Source organism: Microbacterium sp. CR_7, from assembly GCF_041954755.1.
Taxonomy (GTDB): domain Bacteria; phylum Actinomycetota; class Actinomycetes; order Actinomycetales; family Microbacteriaceae; genus Microbacterium.
This window is the reverse complement of the sequence record NZ_JAVAYF010000001.1, coordinates 1-18,958: the sequence shown is the minus strand read 5'-3', so window position 1 is coordinate 18,958 and position 18,958 is coordinate 1. Positions and strand designations below refer to the sequence as shown.

Here is an 18,958-nt window from a genome sequence, read left to right as displayed (position 1 = left end):
GGGCGAAACCGCCTCGTCCGGCCGATCCCGCCCCGACGCCGCGGGGTAGAGTTGGGCGCACAGCATGGTCGATTCGACAACGGGAGTACGCGTGGAAATCCGCATCGGCATCATCAACACCGGCCGCGAGCTCAGCTTCGAGACCTCGGCGACCGCGGACGAGGTCCGCACGCAGGTGTCCTCCGCCCTCGAGCAGAGCACCTCGCACCTGAACTTCGCCGATGTGAAGGGGAACTCCTACCTGGTCCCCACCGCGCACCTCGCCTACATCGAGCTCGGCACCGAGGAATCGCGCCGCGTCGGCTTCGTCGCCTGACCCGCGATGTACATCCTCCTCGCGCTCATCGGCGCGTGCGTGCTCGGGATCGCCGCGCACTTCCTGATCGGCGGTCGCGAGCTGCGCGGGGTGGCGTTCACCCCCGCGGTCGCGACCGCGATCGCAGCGGTCCTCTACGCGGCGCTGCAGTGGCTCGGTATCGGCGAGGACAGCGTCTGGCTCTGGCTCGCGAGCGTCCTCGGCTCGGTGCTGCTCGCCGCGGCCGCGACGGCCGGGCTGGTGGCGCTGCGGCGCCGGTCCGACGCCTCGGCCAAGGCCGCTCTCGGCATCTGACCGCGCGCGCCCCCGTCGGCAGCGGTCGCTAGGACGCGAGCCCCATCGCATCCATGCGCCGGGCGTGCGCGCCCATGAGTTCGGTGTAGACCGGCTCGACGCGCTCCTCGGTCATGGCCGCGAGTTCGGGCTGGCGCAGAGCGGAGCGGCAGACGAGGATCGTGTCGCCGACGAGACGACGCGCCCACATCGACAGCAGCGACCGCCACTCTCCGTCGCCGTCGATGGTCTCCTGGATGATCGCGACGATCTCGTGCCTGGCGTCGTCCTCGCTGAGGATGTCGACGACCCTGGCGCCGACATCGCCGTAGCTCGATGCGAGCGCGAGGTAGAAGTCGTCCAGCATGCCGGCGGTGATGTACACCGACAGCAGGGTCTCGCGCGGGCGCGCCCCGATCGTCTTGCGGCGGAACGCGTCGAGGTTCTCGCGGAAGGGCAGCATCAGCTGGGTCGGATCGTCACCGCGCTCGGCGATGAGATCGACGATCGCGCGGTGCTTGGTGAGGGCCGCACCGGCCGCGCGCGACAGCGACTCCTTCTCGGAGAGCTCCGGCGTGGCGCGGATGAGTCGGGTGAGGGTCTCGAAGTATCCGAGCTGCAGGTAGGCGGCCTGGCCGAGGAACCGATCGAGCTCGGGAGCGACCTCGGAGAAGTCGACCTTCGTCGACGTGCCCTGATCGCCGCGGCTGCGCAACGTCATCGTGCGGCGGGGCGCCCTGCGCTTCCAGAACCAGTTGACCACGGGTTCACAATACTCGGACGAAAGGTCACTCCGAGGCTCCGGCACCCCCTCGGGTAGGCTGGAGCCGTCCCCGCCGTCGGAGCGGGGCCCGCGCCTGTGGCACATGAGACGGCGTGGATCCGTGAAACGTGGCGATCCTCGCAGGTCGCCGGACAGGCATCTGAACATTGACTACCTTCGCTGATCTCGGAATCGATCAGGACATCGTCGACGCACTCGCCGCCAAGGGCATCGTCGACGCCTTCCCCATCCAGGAGCAGACCATCCCCCTCGGCCTTCCCGGCCAGGACATCATCGGCCAGGCCAAGACCGGTACCGGCAAGACCTTCGGCTTCGGCATCCCCGTGGTGCAGCGCCTGGGCCAGAACCCGGAACCGGGCGTCAAGGCGCTCATCGTCGTGCCGACCCGTGAACTCGCGGTGCAGGTGTACGAGGACATCGACCTGCTCACCAGCAACCGCTCGACCAGCGTCGTGGCGATCTACGGCGGCAAGGCGTACGAGGGCCAGATCGACCAGCTGAAGGCCGGCGCGCAGATCGTCGTCGGCACGCCCGGTCGTCTGATCGACCTCGCCGGTCAGCGCCTGCTCGACCTCTCGAACGCGACCGAGGTCGTGCTCGACGAGGCCGACAAGATGCTCGACCTCGGCTTCCTCGCCGACATCGAGAAGATCTTCCAGAGGGTCCCGGCCGTCCGCCACACGCAGCTCTTCTCGGCGACCATGCCCGGCCCGATCGTGGCTCTGGCTCGGCGCTTCATGACGAACCCGATCCACATCCGCGCCAACGACCCCGACGAGGGTCTGACGCAGGCCAACATCAAGCACCTCGTCTACCGTGCGCACTCGCTCGACAAGGACGAGGTCATCGCCCGCATCCTGCAGGCCGAGGGCCGCGGCAAGACCGTGATCTTCACGCGCACCAAGCGCGCGGCGCAGCGCCTCGTCGACGAGCTGAGCGACCGCGGCTTCAACGTCGGCGGCGTGCACGGCGACATGGGCCAGGACCAGCGCGAGCGCTCGATGGCGGCCTTCAAGGCCGGCAAGAAGGACGTGCTGGTCGCGACCGACGTCGCCGCCCGAGGCATCGACGTCGACGACGTCACGCACGTCATCAATCACACGATCCCCGACGAGGAGAAGACCTACCTCCACCGCGCGGGCCGAACGGGTCGGGCCGGCAAGACCGGCATCGCCGTGACCTTCGTCGACTGGGAGGATCTGCACAAGTGGGCCCTCATCAACCGCGCGCTCGAGTTCGGCCAGCCGGAGCCGCTGGAGACGTACTCGTCGAGCCCGCACCTCTACGAGGACCTCGACATCCCCGCCGGCACGAAGGGCCGCCTCGTCTCGGCGCCGAAGGCCGAGAAGCCGGCTCGCGCCCCGCGCCCCGAGCGCGCAGCGGATGCCGCAGCCGAGGGCACCGCGGAGGGCGGCACGCGCCGTCGTCGTCGCCGTCGGGGCGGATCAGCGCAGGTCGGCTCGACGTTCGCCGAGGGCGCGACCGAGAGCACGGGCGCTGATGGCGGCTCGCCCGCATCCGCCGACCGCAGTGCGGAGGGTGCGGGTACGCACGACGGCGCGGGCAAGGAGCATCACGACGGCAAGCCGGCGCCCGCTCGCCGTCGCCGTCGCCGTCGCGGCGGTTCGGGTGCCGGGGCGGCACCGGTCGCCGGCGCCTGATCGACTCCACCCGACACGACCTCCGAGGGGGCGGATGCTGCGGCATCCGCCCCCTCCGTCGTGTCCGAACGGGCCCCTGGCGCGCGCGGCGGGTACACCCACGTGACCATGACGACCGAGATGATCATGAGCAGGAACCAGGAGCTGAGCTTGCTCAGCGACACCGGCTGCCACTCGACGACCTGGTCGGGGTAGGTCCACGCACCGGCCCAGGTGCCGATGTTCTCGGCGAGGTAGATGAAGACGGCGACACCGGCGAAGACGGCGAGAAGCGGCAGACGGATCGTTCGTCGCCAGACACGCGCGTGCATGACGGTCGGCAGCCAGAGGATGACCACGCCGGCGAGGAGCACCCACCTCGCGTCCCACCACCAGTGGTGGGTGAAGAAGTTGAGGTAGATCGCGGCGGCGAGCACGGTCGTGAGCCACCGCCACGGGTACCGGGTGAAGCCGAGGTCGAAGAGCCGGTACACGCGCACCATGTACGACCCGACGGCCGCGTACATGAAGCCGCTGAACAGGGGCACGCCGCCGATGCGGAGGATGCCGTCGGCGGCATACGCCCAGGAGCCGACGTCGGTCTTGAAGAGCTCCATGACCGTCCCGGTGAGGTGGAAGAGCACGATGACCCACAGCTCCCGCCCCGACTCGAGACGGAACACGAGCATCCCGATCTGGATGAGCACCGCCGCGATGGTGAGCACGTCGTTGCGGGCGAGCGCTGCGTCGTCGGGGTACCAGAGTCGCGCCGCGACGATCGCGACCAGCAGCAGGGCTCCGAACACGCAGGCCCAGGCCTGCTTGAGCACGAACACCGTGAACTCGCCGAGCCCGGCGCGGACGCCGCGGTCGGATGCGTCCCGGAGGATGCGGTGAGCGATCGCGTCGATGCGCTGCTCGAGTGGAGTCGCTCTCTGCATGCCGGGAAGCGTATCGGCGCTCCTCGACAGTTCGCCGTGAGAACCGCCCGACCCCCGCGGCGTGGGTCAGGGGTAGCGCGGCGAGGAGCCGGTCGCGCGCTCGATCAGCCGGGCGACCATCTCATCCGACGTCGTGTTCTCCCCCGGCACGTTCGGCTTGCCCGACCCGTGGTAGTCGCTCGATCCGGTGACGATGAGGTCGTGATCGGCCGCGATCCTCCGCAGCGTCTGCTTTCCGGCCGCGGTGTTCTCACGGTGATCGATCTCGAAGCCCCCGAGTCCCGCGTCGATCAGCCGCTCGATGAAGGGCACGGGCATCATGCGATCACGCCCCGCGGTGACGGGGTGAGCGATGATCGCCACACCGCCCGCCTCGGTGATGAGCCGCACCGCAGTGAGGGGGTCCGGCGCGTAGTGCGGCTCGTAGTACCCCTCTCGCGGATGCAGGATGCCGTCGAAGGCCTCGGTGCGGTCACGGACGATGCCCCGGGCGACCAGCGCGTCGGCGATGTGCGGGCGGCCGACCGTGGCATCCGGGGTCGTCTGCGCGACCACGTCCTCCCAGTGCAGGTCGTAGTCGCGCCCGATGCTGCGGACGATCCTCTCCGCTCGTCCAATCCGGTCTCCGCGGATGCGCTCTGTCTCAGCCGCCAACCCGGCGTGCACGGGGTCGAAGAGATAGCCGAGCACGTGCACGCTGCGCCATTCATGCTTGGCCGAGAGCTCCATTCCGGGGAGGAAGGTCATGCCGAGCGCGGTCGCCGCGGCGCCCGCCTCATCCCATCCCGTCGTCCGATCGTGATCGGTGAGCGCGAGGGTGCGGATGCCGTGCGCGTGCGCCTGACGCACCACCTCGCCGGGTGCCTCGGTGCCGTCCGAGTGATTCGAATGCAGGTGCAGGTCTGCGGGACCCGCGAAGCGGTGAGAGCGAACGGCCATCCTCCGAGCGTACCGAGCGTCGGCGCCCCTGAGACGCGCGCGTCCGCGGCAGGGACTTCACAGCGACCGCTCCTAGGCTGGACGGGATGCTACGACTCCTGGGGATCCTGTTCACGGTGCTGCTCGCGATCGCGACGGCGATCGTCGTGTGGCCGCAGTTCTTCCACCTCGAGCAGACCTGGCCCTTCGCGCAGATCGTGGCCGCCCGCGGCCTGGTGATCGGTGCGTTCCTCGTCGTCGCGGTGCTGGCACTGCTGCTGCTCCTCGCACGGCCACTGCGCGGCTTCGCGGCATCCGTCCTCATCGTGGCGCTCCTGGGCGCCGCCGCGACGGGTGTGGTCGGGATGACGCGCGGATTCGGAGCGGGCACCCTCCCGGCGGCGACCGACACCAGCATCCGCGTGCTCACGTGGAACACGGCCGGCGACGCGGTCTCGGCGGAGCAGATCGCACAGCAGATCCTCGATCAGGGTGCCGACATCGTCGCGCTCCCCGAGACGACCGAGGCCGTGGGCGAGCAGATCGCCGTCATGTTGCGGGAGCAGGGCCACCCGATGTGGGTGCACCACGTGCAGTTCAAGCCCGACGTCGTCGACGGCCCGAAGTCGTGGCACACGACCGTGCTCGTCTCCCCCGAGCTCGGCGAGTACTCGGTGATCGAGTCGTCGGAGGACGGATCGAGCAACACCGGTTCCGTGCCGAGCGCCGTACTCATGCCCGTCGGCGGGAACGCGGGCGGTCCGACGATCGTCGCCGTGCACGCTGTCGCTCCGCGCATGGAGGAGATGGGGCAGTGGAGCAGGGATCTGCGCTGGATCGCCGACCAGTGCCCCGCGGGGAACTTCGTGCTGGCGGGCGATTTCAACGCGACGGTCGATCACATGGCGGGCCTCGGCGTCGACGGCGGCGACATGGGGTACTGCCGCGACGTCGCCTCGCGCACCGGCAACGGTCTCAGCGGCACGTGGCCGAGTTCGCTCCCCGCGCTGCTCAGCGCGCCCATCGACCACGTGATGGCCTCGCCGAACTGGACGCCGACCGGCTCGGTCGTGATCGACGACGCCGGGGGAAGCGACCACCGCGGTCTGGTCGTGCAGCTGGAGCCCGCGGGCTGACATCCCCTCGCTCCCGGTCAGGTGACAGACTGGAGGGATGAGCACCGCAGAGCGCGACACGATCGCAGAGCCCGCCGTCGATACCCCGGTCGAGAACAGCACCACGAACCGCAAGCAGCCCTTCCCCCGCGGCTTCCTCGACACGATCTCGACCGGATGGGCGGACCGCCCCGAGTCCCTCCCGACGGCACGCCCGCAGGCCGCCTTCGCCGCGACCCGCCGCGCCGCGGTCTCGGCCGCCTTCCCCGGGAAGCGCCTCGTGATCCCCGCCGGATCGCTGAAGCAGCGCAGCAACGACACCGACTACCCGTTCCGTGCGCACTCCGCCTTCGCGCACCTGACCGGCTGGGCCGCCGATTCGGAGCCGGACTCGATCCTCGTCTTCGAGCCGACCGACGACGGCCACGACGTCACCCTCTACTTCCGCGAGCGCGCCGACCGCACGACCACCGAGTTCTACGCGGATGCGACCGTCGGCGAGTTCTGGATCGGGCCTCGCCCCTCCCTCGCCGGGGTCGCCGCCGATCTCGACATCGCCACCGCCCACCTCGACGAGTACACCCAGGCCGAGGGAGCGCTCGTGCTCGACGAGTCCGCGGACCTCACCCGCGTCGTCTCGGAGCTGCGCCTCGTGAAGGACGAGTACGAGATCGCCGAGATGCGCCGCGCCGTCGACATCACCGCGCAGGGGTTCGACGACATCATCCGCGCCCTCCCCGACGCGGTCTCGCACGCCCGCGGCGAGCGCGTCGTCGAGGGAGTGTTCCACCGCCGCGCCCGTGAGGACGGCAACGGCGAGGGCTACGACACGATCGCGGCGTCCGGCCCGCACGCCTGCTACCTGCACTGGACCCGCAACGACGGCACTGTGGTGCCGGGAGACCTGATCCTCGTGGACGCCGGCGTCGAGGCCGACAGCCTGTACACGGCCGACATCACGCGGACCCTCCCGGTCTCCGGCACCTTCACGGAGGTGCAGCGGCGCGTGTACGAGACCGTGCGCGAGGCCGCCGACGCCGCTTTCGCCGCCGCCCGCATCGGGGTGCGGTTCCGCGAGGTGCACGAGGCCGCGATGAAGGTCATCGCCGCCCGCGTCGCCGAGTGGGGTCTGCTGCCGGTGACGGCTCAGGAGGCGCTCGACGCGGATGCCGGCGGGCAGCACCGTCGCTACATGGTGCACGGCACCTCGCACCACCTCGGCATCGACGTGCACGACTGCGCACAGGCGCGTCGCGAGATGTACTACGACGGCATCCTCGCTCCCGGCATGGTGTTTACGATCGAGCCGGGTCTCTACTTCCAGATCGACGACCTGACGGTGCCGGCCGAGTACCGCGGCATCGGCGTGCGGATCGAGGACGACATCCTCATGACCGAGGACGGACCCGTCAACCTGTCGGCGGGCATCCCCCGCACCGCCGACGAGGTCGAGGCCTGGATCGCGCGCGTGCAGGCCTGAGCCCTCTCTCCTTCCCCGAGATCAGGACGCTGCACCGAGATCAGGACGATTCAGCGCCGAATCGCCTGATCTCGGGGAAGGCTCCTGATCTCGGGCTGCGAGGGATGCCGTCAGCGGAAGCCGTCGGCGACGATCGGCGCCAGTGAGGCTCCGATCTCCTCGGCCGGACGCTTGCGTCCCTTGACCTCGAACGTGTGTCCGCCACCGTCGATCCAGACGACCCGGGCGTCCTGGCAGGTCGCCACGACCTCGTCGAACTGGGTTCGAGGTTGGATGAACGGATCGTTCGTGCCCTCCACGAACAGCTGCGGCACACTGATGGCCGGAAGATGCTCGGCCCGGGGCTTCTCGGGCTTTCCCGGGGCGTGCAGGGGATATCCGAGGTAGACGAGCCGGTCGACCGCCATCCCCTGCGCCACGGCCATCGACGCCATCCGGCCGCCATAGGACTTGCCCGTGGCCCAGAGCTCGGCGTCGGGGCGCTGTTCGCGGACCGCCGCGGCGACGGCGTCCCACGTCGCGATCGCGTGCGCGGCCGGCCCCGGCATCCGCCGGCCCTGCTCCACGTAGGGGAAGTTGAACCGCAGCGTCGTGAACCCGAGGTCGTTGAGCGCATCGGCGAAGCCGGTGAGGAACGGGTGGTCCTTGCCCGTGCCGGCCCCGTGCGCGATCGCGACGACCGTGTCGCCATCGCCCGCCCAGTCGGCCGAGACGACGGTCTCCCCCGTCGGCAGGACGACGCGGATGTCGGCCATCAGCCGCGCAGGCAGGGGAAGTCGGCGCTCATCACACGCCTTCCCGCTTCGGGCTGCCCGGCGCGTCAGCAGACGGCGCGTCAGCAGACGGCGCGTCAGCAGGCGGCGCGACCGGATCGGCCGGACGAGGCGGGATCACCTGGTCCGCGGTCGGAGCGTCGCCCTCTCCCGGCGTCGCAGCCGGGCCCTCCGGAGCGACGGGCGGCGGGGTGGGCTGCCCTCCGCTCGGAATGCGCTCCCCGTACTTGGGCGGCTCGTCGAGGTTGACGGGAGGACGCACGGTCGCGGGTCGCACGGCGCCGAGCACCTGGCGCGCCTTGGCGAGCGAGGTCGCCTGCACGCGCACCTCGTAGTGGTCGGCGGCGAACTGCGTGACGCTGGCGAAGTCGCGGCGCCGCCGCACGATGGCGTAGGTCACGAGGCTCAGCAGCATGCCCAGCGCGACGCCGATGAAGACGAAGCCGACGAAGAGCTGGATCGGTACCTCGGGGTTCCCGAGCACGAGGATGGCGGAGAGGAAGAGTCCGATGAGCACGCCGTTGATCGCGCCGGAGCGCGCGGCGGCCGCGTAGCCCAGCCGCCCGGTGATGCGCTCCACGGTGCGGACGCTCTGCCCGACGATCGTGATGTCGCGCGCCGGGACCTCCTGGGCGATCAGCTTGGAGACGGTCTTCTGCGCGCCCTCGTAATCGCGGGTCGAGGCGACGATCTCTCCCTCGTCGCGACCGTCTGCGGGGCGGTTCAGCATGCTCATCCGGCCATTCTCCCATGTCGTCCACCTCGAAGCCCTGGACCGTGAGACCGCGGCGGACTCCACAGGTCTCCGTCGGGCGCCGCGGACTACGCTGGACGGGTGAGCACACAACGGGTATTCGCCGCGCGTCTGGCAGGCTGCGCCGTCTTCGACCCCGTGGGCGACCGGCTCGGCAAGGTCCGTGACGTCGTCATCGTGTACCGAAGTACGGCCGCGCCACGAGTGATCGGACTCGTCGTCGAGATCCCCGGACGCAGGCACGTGTTCCTCTCCATCGGGCGCGTCACCTCGATCCGCTCGGGCCAGGTCATCACCACCGGGCTCATCAACGTGCGCCGGTTCTCGCCGCGGGCCGGTGAGGTGCGCATCCTCGCCGAGCTGCTGGGACGCCGCGTCACCCTCGTCGACGGCACCGGCGACGCCGTGATCGAGGATGTCGCGATCGAGCCCAACCGACTCGGCGAGTGGGCGATCAGCCAGCTGTTCCTGCGCCGCCCGAAGACCAGCGCGTCGCCGTTCGCGAAGGGCCCGACGACCTTCGCGGCGTGGAGCGAGGTCGCCGAGCAGCGCTCCCCCGGAGAATCGCAGTCGGCCGAGCAGCTCGTCGCTTCCTACTCGGAGCTGCACGCCGCCGACCTGGCCAACACGCTCCTCGACCTCCCCCAGCAGCGCATGATCGAGGTGGCCGAGGAGCTCTCCGACGACCGGCTCGCCGACGCCCTCGAGGAGATGCCCGAGGACGAGCAGGTGCACATCCTCGACCGTCTCGGCGACGAGCGCGCCGCCGACATCCTCGACCAGATGGAGCCGGACGACGCCGCCGACCTCCTCGCCCAGCTGCCGCCGAACCGCCTCGAGCAGCTCCTCGAGCTCATGGAGCCGGAGGAGGCGGAGGACGTCAGGATGCTGCTGCGCTACGGCCCCGACACGGCGGGCGGTCTCATGACGCCGGAGCCCATCGTGCTCTCCGCCGACGCGACGGTCGCCGAGGCCCTCGCGCTCATCCGCCGCCACGAGCTGCACCCGGCACTGGCGGCCGCGGTGTTCGTGACGCTGCCGCCGTTCGAGACGCCGACGGGGCGCCTGCTGGGCATGGTGCACTTCCAGCGCATGCTGCGCTACCCGCCGCACGAGCGCCTCGGCGCCATCGTCGACGACAGCCTCGAGCCCGTGCCCGTCACGGCCTCAGCCGCCGAGGTCGCCCGGATGCTGGCGAGCTACGACCTGGTCTCGCTCCCCGTGATCGATGCCGCGCACCGGCTCGTCGGGGCGATCAGCGTCGACGATGTGCTCGACTACCTGCTGCCCGACGACTGGCGCACGCACGATGACGACGAGAGCGTGCAGCAGCCCGCGCGCGCGAAGAGGGAGGTGGGATGATGGCCCGCTCCCGCAGCCGTTCGCCCCAGCTCGACGCCCCGCTCGGGCGCGGCACCTCCCGGCCTCGGTCCACCTCGCGCGACCGCTTCGGCCGGTTCACCGAGTGGGTCGCCCGTGCGATGGGCACTCCGGCGTTCCTCGTCATCCTGAGCCTGTTCTGCGTGCTGTGGATCGGCTGGAACACGCTGATGCCCGACGGTCTGCGCTTCGACGACGCCGCGCTCGGCTTCACCGCGCTGACCCTGATGCTCTCCCTGCAGGCGTCGTACGCCGCGCCCCTGATCCTTCTCGCACAGAACCGTCAGGACGACCGCGACCGCGTGCAGATCGAGCAGGACCGGCAGCGTGCCGAGCGCAACCTCGCCGACACCGAGTACCTCGCTCGCGAGATCGTGGCGCTGCGCATGTCCCTCGAGGAGCGCAACAACCAGATCGTCACACGTGACGTGCTTCGCCAGGAGCTGAAGGCTCTGCTGGCCGAGCTCGGCGAGCACGAAGGCGCCTCCGAGGAGCGGCGGGCGAACAGCCGCGCCACCTCATGACAGCGGTCGACGCGGTCCGCGCGGCCGTCTCGGCCGTGACCGACCCTGAGCTGCGCCGCCCCATCGGCGACCTCGACATGGTGCGCGACATCACGGTCGAGGGCACGACGGCGCAGGTCGGAATCGTGCTCACGATCGTCGGCTGCCCCGCCGCGGCCCGCATCGAGTCCGATGTGCGCGCCGCCGCGGCATCCGTCCCCGGCGTCGACGAGGTCGAGGTGCGGGTCGGCGTGATGACGCCGGCCGAACGCAAGGCCCTCACCGAGAAGCTCCGCGACGGCCGTGCACCGCGCCAGATGCCGTTCGGGCCCGACTCGCTGACCCGCGTGATCCTCGTGTCGAGCGGCAAGGGCGGCGTCGGCAAGTCGTCGGTGACGGCGAACCTGGCGGCGGCGCTGGCCGATCAGGGCCTGGCCGTCGGGCTCGTGGACGCCGATGTGCACGGCTTCTCCATCCCCGGACTCCTCGGCATCCCCGCCGGCACCCAGCCCACGCGCATCGACGACCTCATGCTGCCGCCGGTCGCCTACGGGGTGAAGACCATCTCGATCGGCATGTTCCTCCGTGACGGCGAGGCCGTGGTCGCGTGGCGCGGTCCGATGCTCCACCGCACCGTGCAGCAGTTCCTCACCGACGTCTTCTTCGGCGACCTCGACGTGCTGCTCATCGACATGCCGCCGGGCACCGGCGACATCGCGATCTCCATCGGGCAGCTGTTGCCGCACGCCGAGGTCCTCGTCGTGACCACACCGCAGACGGCAGCGGCCGACGTCGCGATCCGCAGCGGGCTGGTGGCCCGCCAGACCGGGCAGCGCGTGATCGGCGTCGTCGAGAACATGGGCCCGCTGACGCTGCCGGACGGTTCGGTCATGGACCTGTTCGGCTCGGGCGGCGGAGCGGCCGTCGCCGCCGCGCTCTCCGACGACGCCCCCGTGCCCCTGCTCGCCTCGATCCCGTTCAGCCCCGCACTGCGGGCCGGCGGCGACATCGGCGCCCCGATCGTGCTGACGGACGGAACGGATGCCGCGGCCGCCGCGATCCGCGATCTCGCCCGCACCCTCGCGCGTCAGGGCCGCGGTCTCTCCGGTCGCTCGCTCCCGATGACGGTCGGCCCGTCGTGACCGTCACCGTCTCGGAGTCCCTCGTGCGCCGCATGGCCCGCGACGCTGCGGTCTACGGCCTCACCCGGCCCTGGGCGATCGTCATGTGGGTCGCGCTGGCGGCGAGCCTCGTGCTCAGCATCCTGAATCTCACCGCCGGCGCCGGAGCGGACGACACCGGTTCGGCCGGCTGGCTGCCGCTCGCGAGCGTCGCTCTCATGGCCGTGGCGATCGGCGCCACGGTCTCGGGCGCACGTCGAGCAGTGCGTGCCGCGATGCCGCCCGGCACGGTCGTCTGGGCTCGGCTGAACGACGACGACCTGCAGATCGGCGCCGACCGCCGGGTCTCCGTCATCCCGTACGACACGTTCCAGGGCATGCGCGTCGGGAGCGACGCGGTCATCCTGCGCGTTCAGGGGTCGTCGGCGGTCACGGCCGTGCCGCGCGCGGTGTTCACCGACGACGACGTCGCACGGCTCCGCGCTCGCATCGGCTGAGCGAGTTGTCCGCCCGTCCGCTCAGGTCGCCTCGGCGTCGTACGGCGGGGGGCTGTCCACGGAGAAGTCCGGTCGCACCGTGGGCTTCTTCGGCGCGACCACCGCGGGTTCCGCGACCACTCCGGCGCTGGGGGTGGGAGTCGGGGTCCTGTCGTCTTCGAAGAGCGCGTCCCTGATGATGCGTCGGGGGTCGTACTGGCGGGGGTCGAGCTTTCGCCAGTCGACGTCGTCGAGCTCGGGGCCCATCTCGTCGCGCACCCGCGAGCGCGTGTCGCGGAGGAACTCGCCGGCACGGCGGGCGAGCTTCGCCACGCTCTCGGCATAGCGAGGCAGCCGCTCAGGTCCGACGAGCAGAACAGCGATCAGACCGATCAGCAGCAGCTTCTCGAACGTGATCCCGAACTGCATCTGTCCAGGCTACCGCCGCGCCTGCCCGCCTGCCGCACGCCGAGCGCATACGCTGGGAACACACAGACCTCAGTCGGGAGAATCAGGGCAATGAGCGAGAACGATGCGAACGCACGTTTCATCCGCGAGTCGATCGTGGAGCCGTCCGCGATCGCCCGCGCGCGTGCCCACGCCGTCGAGCTCGGCGCCGCCCCGGTGAGCGCCGCGGTCGGCTCGCAGATCGCCGTGCTGGCCGCCGCGACCGGCGCCCGCTCGATCGTCGAGATCGGCACCGGCGCAGGTGTCTCGGGTCTCTGGCTGCTACGTGGAGCGCCGCAGGCCGTGCTCACGTCGATCGACAACGAGCCGGAGCACCTCGCCGCGGCGCGGCAGGCGTTCGCCGACGCCCGCATCCCCGCGACCAAGGCGCGGTTCATCACCGGCCGCGCGGCCGACGTGCTGCCGCGAATGAACGAGGCGTCCTACGACATCGTCCTCGTCGACGCCGACCCCGAGAACGTGATCGAGTACGTCGAGCACGGACTACGGTTGGTGCGCACCGGCGGGATGGTGCTCGTACCCCGCGTGCTCGTCGGCGGCAAGGTCGCCGACCCCGTGCAGCGCGATGCGGTCACCACCGCGTTCCGCTCGCTCATCCAGGAGACACAGGAGTCGCCCGCCGTCCTCGCGACGGTCTCGTCGGCCGGCGAGGGCCTGCTGCAGCTCGTCAGCGTCGCCGCCGACTGAGCGCATCGACCGCGTCCGGCGTCGATCGCCGCACGGACGCGAAGAGGGCGACGGATCTCTCCGTCGCCCTCTTCGGTGGTCCGCGTCGAGCGGACCGGAGTTCGGTCAGGCCGGCGCTACGACGGCTGCCAGCACGTCGTGAAGTTCCTTCGCCTCAGCGTCGTTCACGGACACGACCAGGCGGCCCCCGCCCTCGAGCGGGACACGCACGATGATGAGGCGCCCTTCTTTCACGGCCTCCATCGGTCCGTCTCCGGTCCTCGGCTTCATCGCTGCCATCGTGGGCTCCTTTTCCTCCGGTGGTATGCGATCAGTTTATCGGGTGAGGTCAGGACCTGGACGTCCGCTGAGAAGAAATGCAATCACGCGTTAACATTCACGGGACCTGCCAGAACGTGTTCCCGAGCGCGTAGATGTGGAAGATCCAGACCCACTGGCCGAGCACGCAGAGCGCGAGGACGCCGAGTCGCCACAGCCGGGAGCGCGGGACGGCGACCGCTCCCCAGAGCGGGCTGAGCGGCAGCAGCAGGCGGAACGTGCTCGACTGCGGGAAGAAGACCGCGAGCAGGTAGAGCAGGTAGCTCGCGCTCCAGAGCCTCACGTCGGCGCCGACGCGGCGGACCTGTGGCAGGAAGAGGAGAGCGGCCGCGAGCGCGACGACGAGCAGCACCAGGGCGACGGGCCCCCATGCGGTCGGCAGACCCCACTGCGCGAACCAGAACGACGACGCCTGCACCCACCCCTCGAAGGGGATGAAGCCCTCCACTCCCCCGACGATCCAGAGGCGTCGCCAGGCGAGCTCGGTCGCGAGGTAGGCGCCGGGATCGCCGGTGACCGCGCCCGCGATGACCTGCCAGCCGAAGCCGCAGGCGACGGCGAGCGCTCCCAGCGCCACGATGTGCACCGCCTCCCTCGGGCGGAGCGGGTCATCGCGGCGGCGCAGGAACCTCAGGATGCCGTGGAGCCCGAGGTAGAGCGCGAAAGCCAGGATGCCGGGGCGCGTGAACGCCATGACGGGGACGAGCAGATACAGCCGCGCATATCTGCGGCGGATCGTGGCGTCGAGCGCGAGGAAGAGCAGCAGCAGGAAGAGCGTCTCGGCGTATCCCACCTGGAACATCGCGGCGAGCGGCCCGAAGGCGAAGAACGTCACAGCCCACAGCGCGGCGGTGCGCCCGATCCTGTCGCGCAGCAGCCGGTGCAGAGCGAGGCAGGCGAGGTACCCGGCAGCGAACGAGAGCAGGAGCGCGCCCGCGCCCCAGGATCCGAGCAGGAACCCGATGCCCTTCGCCGCGTACGCGAACACGGGCATGAACGCCCAGGCGTTCTCCGCCACGTCACCGGAGTCCGTGAGCGGGAGCGTCGACGGGTAGCCCTCCTCCGCCACGAGCCAGTACCACTGCGCATCCCATCCCACGACGAAGTCGCCGAGGCCGGGATCGGCGCCGAAGCGCGAGAGCGAGGTCGACTGCAGGGCGGCGGCGATCATGAGAGCGGTCGTGACCGCCCTCGCCGCGAGGTAGATCACGGCGACCTTGAGGGGCACGGGGGTGCGCGCCCAACGCCGAGCGATCGTCAGCGCGAGCTGAGCCACGTACGCAGCCCTCGCTCCACGGCCTCGATCTGCGCGACGGGCACGCGCTCCTCGTCGTGATGGGCGAGGTGCGGATCGCCCGGCCCGTAGTTCACCGCGGGGATGCCGAGGGCGGAGAAGCGCGCGACGTCGGTCCATCCGTACTTCGGGCGCGGTTCGGCGCCGACGGCGGCGACGAAGTCCTTCGCGATCGGAGCATCGAGACCGGGGCGGGCGCCCTCGGCGGCATCCGTGATCTCGACGTCGAAGCCGGCGAGGAGGTTGCGGATGTGCGCCTCGGCATCCGCCGCCGACTTGCTGGGGGCGAAGCGGTAGTTGACCTCGATCTCGCACGCGTCGGGGATGACGTTGCCGGCGACGCCGCCGGTGATGCGGACGGCGCTCATGCTCTCCCGGTAGAGCAGCCCCTCGACGGCGACCTCCCGAGCCCGGTACTCGGCGAGCCGGGCGAGGACGGGCGCTGCGCGGTGGATCGCGTTCTCGCCGATCCACGCACGGGCTGCATGGGCACGTACTCCGGACGTGCGCACGATCGCGCGCATCGTGCCGTTGCATCCGCCCTCCACCTCGCCGTTCGACGGTTCGCCGAGGATCGCGAAGTCCGCCTGGAACAGATCGGGACGATCGGCGGCGAGCAGCGTCAGTCCGTTCTTGGACGCCTCGACCTCCTCGTTGTCGTACCACATCCAGGTGATGTCGACGGCGGGGTCGGTGAGCTCGGCGGCCAGCTTCAACTGGACCGCGACGCCCGCTTTCATGTCGACTGTCCCGCGCCCCCAGAGATAGGGCACGCCCTCGATGTCGATGTCGCGCGTGGGGACGTTCCCGTTGATCGGCACGGTGTCGATGTGGCCGGCGATCGCGACGCGCTGCGCGCGGCCGAGCGAGGTGCGCGCCACGACCGTGTTGCCGTGGCGGATCACCTCGAGATGCGCGTAGCCGGAGACGGCCTCCTCGATCGCGTCGGCGAGTGGCTTCTCATCGCCGGACACACTGGGGATGTCGCAGATCGCGCGGGTCAGGTCGAGGGATGACGCGGTGAGGTCGAGCAGCATGAGCCCAGCCTACTTACCCCGTCACGCGGGCGTCGGCGAGGCGGAAGGGGCGATACCGTGGAGGCATGACTGAGGCGCGCACCGTGTGGGGTACAGGACTTTCGACGATCGCCGGCGACGGCACCGTGCTCGACGCCTGGTTCCCCGAGGTCACGACCACGGCGCCTGCGGCGGGAGACGCCGCAGCCGCCCTGCTCACCCTGGATGCCGTCGCCGGACCGGACGAGCGCCGCAACGTGACGGTCGACACCGTGCAGCTGCACATCGACCTCGACGAGGCGCCTGCCTCGACGGTCGACGCCTACCTCCGTCTGCACGCGCTCTCGCGCCTCGTCGTGCGCCCGAACGAGCTCAACCTCGACGGCATCTTCGGGCACCTCCCGAACGTGGCGTGGACGAACGCCGGACCGATGCACCCCGACGACGCGGCACGGCTCCGTCCCCTGCTGCAGCGCGCCGGCATCCAGGTGCAGGGACTCGACAAGTTCCCGCGCCTCACCGACTACGTGCAGCCCGCGGGCGTGCGCATCGCCGACGCCTCGCGAGTGCGCCTCGGCGCGCACCTCTCGCCGGGCACCACGGTCATGCACGAGGGATTCGTCAACTTCAACGCCGGCACGCTCGGCGCCTCGATGGTCGAGGGGCGCATCTCGCAGGGCGTCGTCGTCGGCGACGGCAGCGACATCGGCGGCGGCTCGTCGATCATGGGCACGCTGTCCGGCGGCGGCTCGCACCGCGTGTCGATCGGCGCACGCACCCTGCTCGGCGCGAACGCCGGGATCGGCATCTCGCTCGGCGACGACTGCGTCGTCGAGGCCGGCCTCTACGTGACCGCCGGGACCAAGGTCGTGCTGGTCGACGCGCCGGCGACGCCCGGCGGCGGGCGTCCCTCCGTCAAGGGCGCGGAGCTGTCGGGGCGCGACGGCCTGCTGTTCCGTCGCAACTCGCTCAGCGGCGCCGTCGAGGCCGTCACCAGGGCGGGCGTCGGCGTCACCCTGAACGAGGCGCTGCACGCCTGAGAGCGCGCAGCGCCGGAGATCCCAGCGGCGCTGATAGACTGAGAGGGTCGTACGGGCCTCCAGTCCGGCGATGTCGTCGTCGTCACGGGGTCTCCGAGGACCGAAGCGGGCGCTCCAGAGCCGCCCCCACAACCAGCCTTCGCTGGCGTTTCGCACGGCGAACCGATGCGCTGTCCTGCGCCGTCGCCACCTCATACCCAGAATCCTCGCGTGCGGTCGTCCGCACGCGCTGATGGAGCTTTCCCTATGTCTTCCTTCCTCGAACTCGGCGTACCCGCCGATCTCGCCGCCGTCCTCGCCGCCTCGGGCAAGACGGAGGCGTTCGCCATCCAGCGCGACACGCTGCCCGACTCGCTCGCCGGCCGCGACCTACTCGGCCGCGGCCGCACCGGCAGCGGCAAGACGATCGCGTTCGCGCTCCCCCTCGTCGCGCGCCTCGCCGCATCCGGCAGGAAGCGCCGCTCCGGCCTCCCCCGCGGACTCGTGCTGGCGCCGACCCGCGAGCTCGCGACGCAGATCGCCGCGACCGTCGCTCCCCTCGCCGAGGCCGCCGGCCTGAAGGTCACGACCGTGTTCGGCGGTGTGAGCCAGCGCCCGCAGGAGCAGGCGCTGAACGGCGGCGTCGACATCGTCGTCGCCTGCCCCGGCCGCCTCGAAGACCTCATGAAGCAGCAGGTCGTGCGCCTGAGCGAGATCGAGGTCACCGTGCTCGACGAGGCCGACCACATGGCCGACCTCGGATTCCTCCCCGGTGTCACCCGCATCCTGAACGCGACGCCCGCCGGCGGACAGCGACTGCTGTTCAGCGCGACGCTCGACCGCGGCATCGACACCCTCGCGCGCCGGTTCCTCGTGAACCCGGTGAGCCACGAGGTCGACGAGGCCAGCGTGCCGGTCGGCGAGATGACGCACCGCGTGCTCGTCGTGGACTCGACCGAGAACAAGACGACGCTCGTGCGCGATCTCGCCTCCGGCACCGGTCGCCGCATCCTCTTCACGCGCACCAAGCACCAGGCCAAGAAGCTCGCGAAGCAGCTCACCGCGGCGGGCATCCCCGCCGTCGACCTGCACGGCAACCTCTCGCAGAACGCCCGCGAGCGCAACCTCGGCGCCTTCTCGAGCGACCCCGAGGACGGCGGCGTGCGGGTGCTCGTCGCGACCGACGTCGCGGCCCGCGGCGTGCACGTCGACAACGTCGACCTCGTGGTCCACGTCGACCCGCCCATGGAGCACAAGGCGTACCTGCACCGCTCCGGCCGCACCGCGCGCGCCGGAGCTGCGGGCACCGTGGTGACCGTGGTGCTGCCCGAGCAGCGCCGCGACGTCAAGGACCTGCTGCGCAAGGCCGCAATCACGGCAGCGCTCGAAGAGGTCACGCCCGCTGCCGTCGCGCAGCTGGTGCCCGAGCGCGCGCCGCACGTGCGTCCGGCGCCCGTGCAGAAGCAGCCACAGCGTCAGGCCCCGAAGCAGCGCCCGGCGGGTGGCGAGCGCGGCTCGGCCACCACCCCGCCGTCACGTCGTCGTCGGCGCCCGCGCTCCGGTGGGCAGGGACAGGGCGGCCAGGGCCAGGGCGGTCGCGGTCGCGGCGGTCAGGGACGCTGACCCCGGGGTGAGCTCGAAGAGAGCCCCCGGAACGAGAAGAGCGGATGCCTGTCTCTTAT

Annotated in this window: 21 protein-coding genes; 12 read left to right on the top strand and 9 right to left on the bottom strand. The window is 70.9% G+C overall.

The window, feature by feature from the left end; genetic code table 11:
• The first annotated feature begins 91 nt into the window (after window positions 1-91).
• Both RAC81_RS00105 and RAC81_RS00100 read left to right on the top strand, forming a co-directional pair.
• The gene (locus tag RAC81_RS00105) at window positions 92-316 is read left to right on the top strand and encodes a DUF3107 domain-containing protein (RefSeq protein WP_096714814.1); all 225 of its coding nucleotides are present in this window, start codon (window positions 92-94) and stop codon (window positions 314-316) included.
• Between the two features lie 6 nt (window positions 317-322).
• Window positions 323-610 carry a hypothetical protein gene (locus RAC81_RS00100; RefSeq protein ID WP_375080403.1) on the top strand — a complete coding sequence of 96 codons (288 nt, stop codon included), beginning with the start codon at window positions 323-325 and terminating at the stop codon, window positions 608-610.
• Window positions 611-638: 28 nt separating this feature from the next.
• On the opposite strand, the gene RAC81_RS00095 is transcribed toward RAC81_RS00100, so the two are convergent.
• Complete coding sequence (locus tag RAC81_RS00095; RefSeq protein ID WP_375080402.1) at window positions 639-1,352, bottom strand: ferritin-like fold-containing protein; 714 nt, start codon at window positions 1,350-1,352, stop codon at window positions 639-641.
• A gap of 167 nt (window positions 1,353-1,519) precedes the next feature.
• Between RAC81_RS00095 and RAC81_RS00090 the strand changes: the two genes are divergently transcribed.
• Complete coding sequence (locus tag RAC81_RS00090) at window positions 1,520-3,034, top strand: DEAD/DEAH box helicase (RefSeq protein ID WP_375080401.1); 1,515 nt, start codon at window positions 1,520-1,522, stop codon at window positions 3,032-3,034.
• Here the strand turns inward: RAC81_RS00090 and RAC81_RS00085 are convergent.
• Together RAC81_RS00085 and RAC81_RS00080 are read right to left on the bottom strand one after the other, a co-directional pair.
• Window positions 2,947-3,954 carry a DUF817 domain-containing protein gene (locus RAC81_RS00085; protein ID WP_375080400.1) on the bottom strand — a complete coding sequence of 336 codons (1,008 nt, stop codon included), beginning with the start codon at window positions 3,952-3,954 and terminating at the stop codon, window positions 2,947-2,949. The genes RAC81_RS00090 and RAC81_RS00085 overlap by 88 nt on opposite strands.
• A 66-nt stretch (window positions 3,955-4,020) precedes the next feature.
• Complete coding sequence (locus RAC81_RS00080) at window positions 4,021-4,893, bottom strand: PHP domain-containing protein (protein ID WP_375080398.1); 873 nt, start codon at window positions 4,891-4,893, stop codon at window positions 4,021-4,023.
• A gap of 86 nt (window positions 4,894-4,979) precedes the next feature.
• Between RAC81_RS00080 and RAC81_RS00075 the strand changes: the two genes are divergently transcribed.
• The gene (locus RAC81_RS00075; RefSeq protein ID WP_375080397.1) at window positions 4,980-6,008 is read left to right on the top strand and encodes an endonuclease/exonuclease/phosphatase family protein; all 1,029 of its coding nucleotides are present in this window, start codon (window positions 4,980-4,982) and stop codon (window positions 6,006-6,008) included.
• Between the two features lie 37 nt (window positions 6,009-6,045).
• The gene (locus tag RAC81_RS00070) at window positions 6,046-7,467 is read left to right on the top strand and encodes an aminopeptidase P family protein (RefSeq protein ID WP_375080396.1); all 1,422 of its coding nucleotides are present in this window, start codon (window positions 6,046-6,048) and stop codon (window positions 7,465-7,467) included.
• Between the two features lie 110 nt (window positions 7,468-7,577).
• Here the strand turns inward: RAC81_RS00070 and RAC81_RS00065 are convergent, their stop codons facing one another.
• Both RAC81_RS00065 and RAC81_RS00060 read right to left on the bottom strand, forming a co-directional pair.
• Window positions 7,578-8,222 carry an alpha/beta family hydrolase gene (locus RAC81_RS00065; RefSeq protein WP_375080395.1) on the bottom strand — a complete coding sequence of 215 codons (645 nt, stop codon included), beginning with the start codon at window positions 8,220-8,222 and terminating at the stop codon, window positions 7,578-7,580.
• A 31-nt stretch (window positions 8,223-8,253) separates the two neighbouring features.
• A complete protein-coding gene (locus RAC81_RS00060; protein ID WP_375080394.1) occupies window positions 8,254-8,976 on the bottom strand; it encodes a general stress protein in 723 nt (240 codons plus the stop codon).
• A gap of 99 nt (window positions 8,977-9,075) precedes the next feature.
• Between RAC81_RS00060 and RAC81_RS00055 the strand changes: the two genes are divergently transcribed.
• From RAC81_RS00055 to RAC81_RS00040, 4 genes are read left to right on the top strand one after another with little or no spacing between them, the layout of a single operon-like run.
• Complete coding sequence (locus tag RAC81_RS00055; protein WP_375080393.1) at window positions 9,076-10,356, top strand: magnesium transporter MgtE N-terminal domain-containing protein; 1,281 nt, start codon at window positions 9,076-9,078, stop codon at window positions 10,354-10,356.
• On the top strand, window positions 10,356-10,898 hold the full coding sequence (locus RAC81_RS00050; RefSeq protein ID WP_375080976.1) for a DUF1003 domain-containing protein: 543 nt from the start codon (window positions 10,356-10,358) through the stop codon (window positions 10,896-10,898). Before RAC81_RS00055 ends, RAC81_RS00050 begins: the two co-directional genes overlap by 1 nt.
• Window positions 10,895-12,019: an Mrp/NBP35 family ATP-binding protein gene (locus RAC81_RS00045; protein ID WP_375080392.1), complete on the top strand. Its 1,125-nt coding sequence runs from the start codon at window positions 10,895-10,897 to the stop codon at window positions 12,017-12,019. Before RAC81_RS00050 ends, RAC81_RS00045 begins: the two co-directional genes overlap by 4 nt.
• Window positions 12,016-12,495, top strand: a complete 480-nt coding sequence (locus tag RAC81_RS00040; RefSeq protein ID WP_375080391.1) for a YcxB family protein — start codon at window positions 12,016-12,018, stop codon at window positions 12,493-12,495. The genes RAC81_RS00045 and RAC81_RS00040 overlap by 4 nt, the downstream gene beginning before the upstream one ends.
• A gap of 21 nt (window positions 12,496-12,516) precedes the next feature.
• Here the strand turns inward: RAC81_RS00040 and RAC81_RS00035 are convergent, their stop codons facing one another.
• Window positions 12,517-12,903 (bottom strand): twin-arginine translocase TatA/TatE family subunit, encoded by a 387-nt coding sequence (locus tag RAC81_RS00035; RefSeq protein WP_096714828.1) that lies wholly within the window; start codon window positions 12,901-12,903, stop codon window positions 12,517-12,519.
• A 90-nt stretch (window positions 12,904-12,993) separates the two neighbouring features.
• Between RAC81_RS00035 and RAC81_RS00030 the strand changes: the two genes are divergently transcribed.
• The gene (locus RAC81_RS00030; protein ID WP_375080390.1) at window positions 12,994-13,629 is read left to right on the top strand and encodes an O-methyltransferase; all 636 of its coding nucleotides are present in this window, start codon (window positions 12,994-12,996) and stop codon (window positions 13,627-13,629) included.
• 105 nt (window positions 13,630-13,734) lie between these two features.
• On the opposite strand, the gene RAC81_RS00025 is transcribed toward RAC81_RS00030, so the two are convergent.
• From RAC81_RS00025 to dapE, 3 genes are all read right to left on the bottom strand, one after another.
• A complete protein-coding gene (locus tag RAC81_RS00025; protein ID WP_017203323.1) occupies window positions 13,735-13,908 on the bottom strand; it encodes a DUF3117 domain-containing protein in 174 nt (57 codons plus the stop codon).
• Between the two features lie 97 nt (window positions 13,909-14,005).
• The gene (locus RAC81_RS00020; protein ID WP_375080389.1) at window positions 14,006-15,223 is read right to left on the bottom strand and encodes a hypothetical protein; all 1,218 of its coding nucleotides are present in this window, start codon (window positions 15,221-15,223) and stop codon (window positions 14,006-14,008) included.
• Window positions 15,205-16,278, bottom strand: a complete 1,074-nt coding sequence (dapE, locus tag RAC81_RS00015) for a succinyl-diaminopimelate desuccinylase (protein ID WP_375080388.1) — start codon at window positions 16,276-16,278, stop codon at window positions 15,205-15,207. The genes RAC81_RS00020 and dapE overlap by 19 nt, the downstream gene beginning before the upstream one ends.
• Before the next feature lie 65 nt (window positions 16,279-16,343).
• Here dapE and dapD point away from each other — a divergent pair, with 65 nt between their 5' ends.
• A complete protein-coding gene (gene dapD / locus RAC81_RS00010) occupies window positions 16,344-17,297 on the top strand; it encodes a 2,3,4,5-tetrahydropyridine-2,6-dicarboxylate N-succinyltransferase (protein ID WP_375080387.1) in 954 nt (317 codons plus the stop codon).
• 246 nt (window positions 17,298-17,543) lie between these two features.
• Window positions 17,544-18,899: a DEAD/DEAH box helicase gene (locus RAC81_RS00005; protein WP_375080386.1), complete on the top strand. Its 1,356-nt coding sequence runs from the start codon at window positions 17,544-17,546 to the stop codon at window positions 18,897-18,899.
• The last annotated feature ends 59 nt before the right edge of the window (window positions 18,900-18,958 follow it).

Bases quoted from the DNA above. Each gene is read 5' to 3' on its own strand.
- RAC81_RS00100 (WP_375080403.1), top strand. From the start codon at position 323: ATGTACATCCTCCTCGCGCTCATCGGCGCGTGCGTGCTCGGGATCGCC.
- RAC81_RS00085 (WP_375080400.1), bottom strand. From the start codon at position 3,954: ATGCAGAGAGCGACTCCACTCGAGCAGCGCATCGACGCGATCGCTCAC.
- RAC81_RS00080 (WP_375080398.1), bottom strand. From the start codon at position 4,893: ATGGCCGTTCGCTCTCACCGCTTCGCGGGTCCCGCAGACCTGCACCTG.
- RAC81_RS00075 (WP_375080397.1), top strand. From the start codon at position 4,980: ATGCTACGACTCCTGGGGATCCTGTTCACGGTGCTGCTCGCGATCGCG.
- RAC81_RS00070 (WP_375080396.1), top strand. From the start codon at position 6,046: ATGAGCACCGCAGAGCGCGACACGATCGCAGAGCCCGCCGTCGATACC.
- RAC81_RS00065 (WP_375080395.1), bottom strand. From the start codon at position 8,222: ATGGCCGACATCCGCGTCGTCCTGCCGACGGGGGAGACCGTCGTCTCG.
- RAC81_RS00060 (WP_375080394.1), bottom strand. From the start codon at position 8,976: ATGAGCATGCTGAACCGCCCCGCAGACGGTCGCGACGAGGGAGAGATC.
- RAC81_RS00050 (WP_375080976.1), top strand. From the start codon at position 10,356: ATGGCCCGCTCCCGCAGCCGTTCGCCCCAGCTCGACGCCCCGCTCGGG.
- RAC81_RS00045 (WP_375080392.1), top strand. From the start codon at position 10,895: ATGACAGCGGTCGACGCGGTCCGCGCGGCCGTCTCGGCCGTGACCGAC.
- RAC81_RS00035 (WP_096714828.1), bottom strand. From the start codon at position 12,903: ATGCAGTTCGGGATCACGTTCGAGAAGCTGCTGCTGATCGGTCTGATC.
- RAC81_RS00030 (WP_375080390.1), top strand. From the start codon at position 12,994: ATGAGCGAGAACGATGCGAACGCACGTTTCATCCGCGAGTCGATCGTG.
- RAC81_RS00025 (WP_017203323.1), bottom strand. From the start codon at position 13,908: ATGGCAGCGATGAAGCCGAGGACCGGAGACGGACCGATGGAGGCCGTG.
- dapE (WP_375080388.1), bottom strand. From the start codon at position 16,278: ATGCTGCTCGACCTCACCGCGTCATCCCTCGACCTGACCCGCGCGATC.
- dapD (WP_375080387.1), top strand. From the start codon at position 16,344: ATGACTGAGGCGCGCACCGTGTGGGGTACAGGACTTTCGACGATCGCC.
- RAC81_RS00005 (WP_375080386.1), top strand. From the start codon at position 17,544: ATGTCTTCCTTCCTCGAACTCGGCGTACCCGCCGATCTCGCCGCCGTC.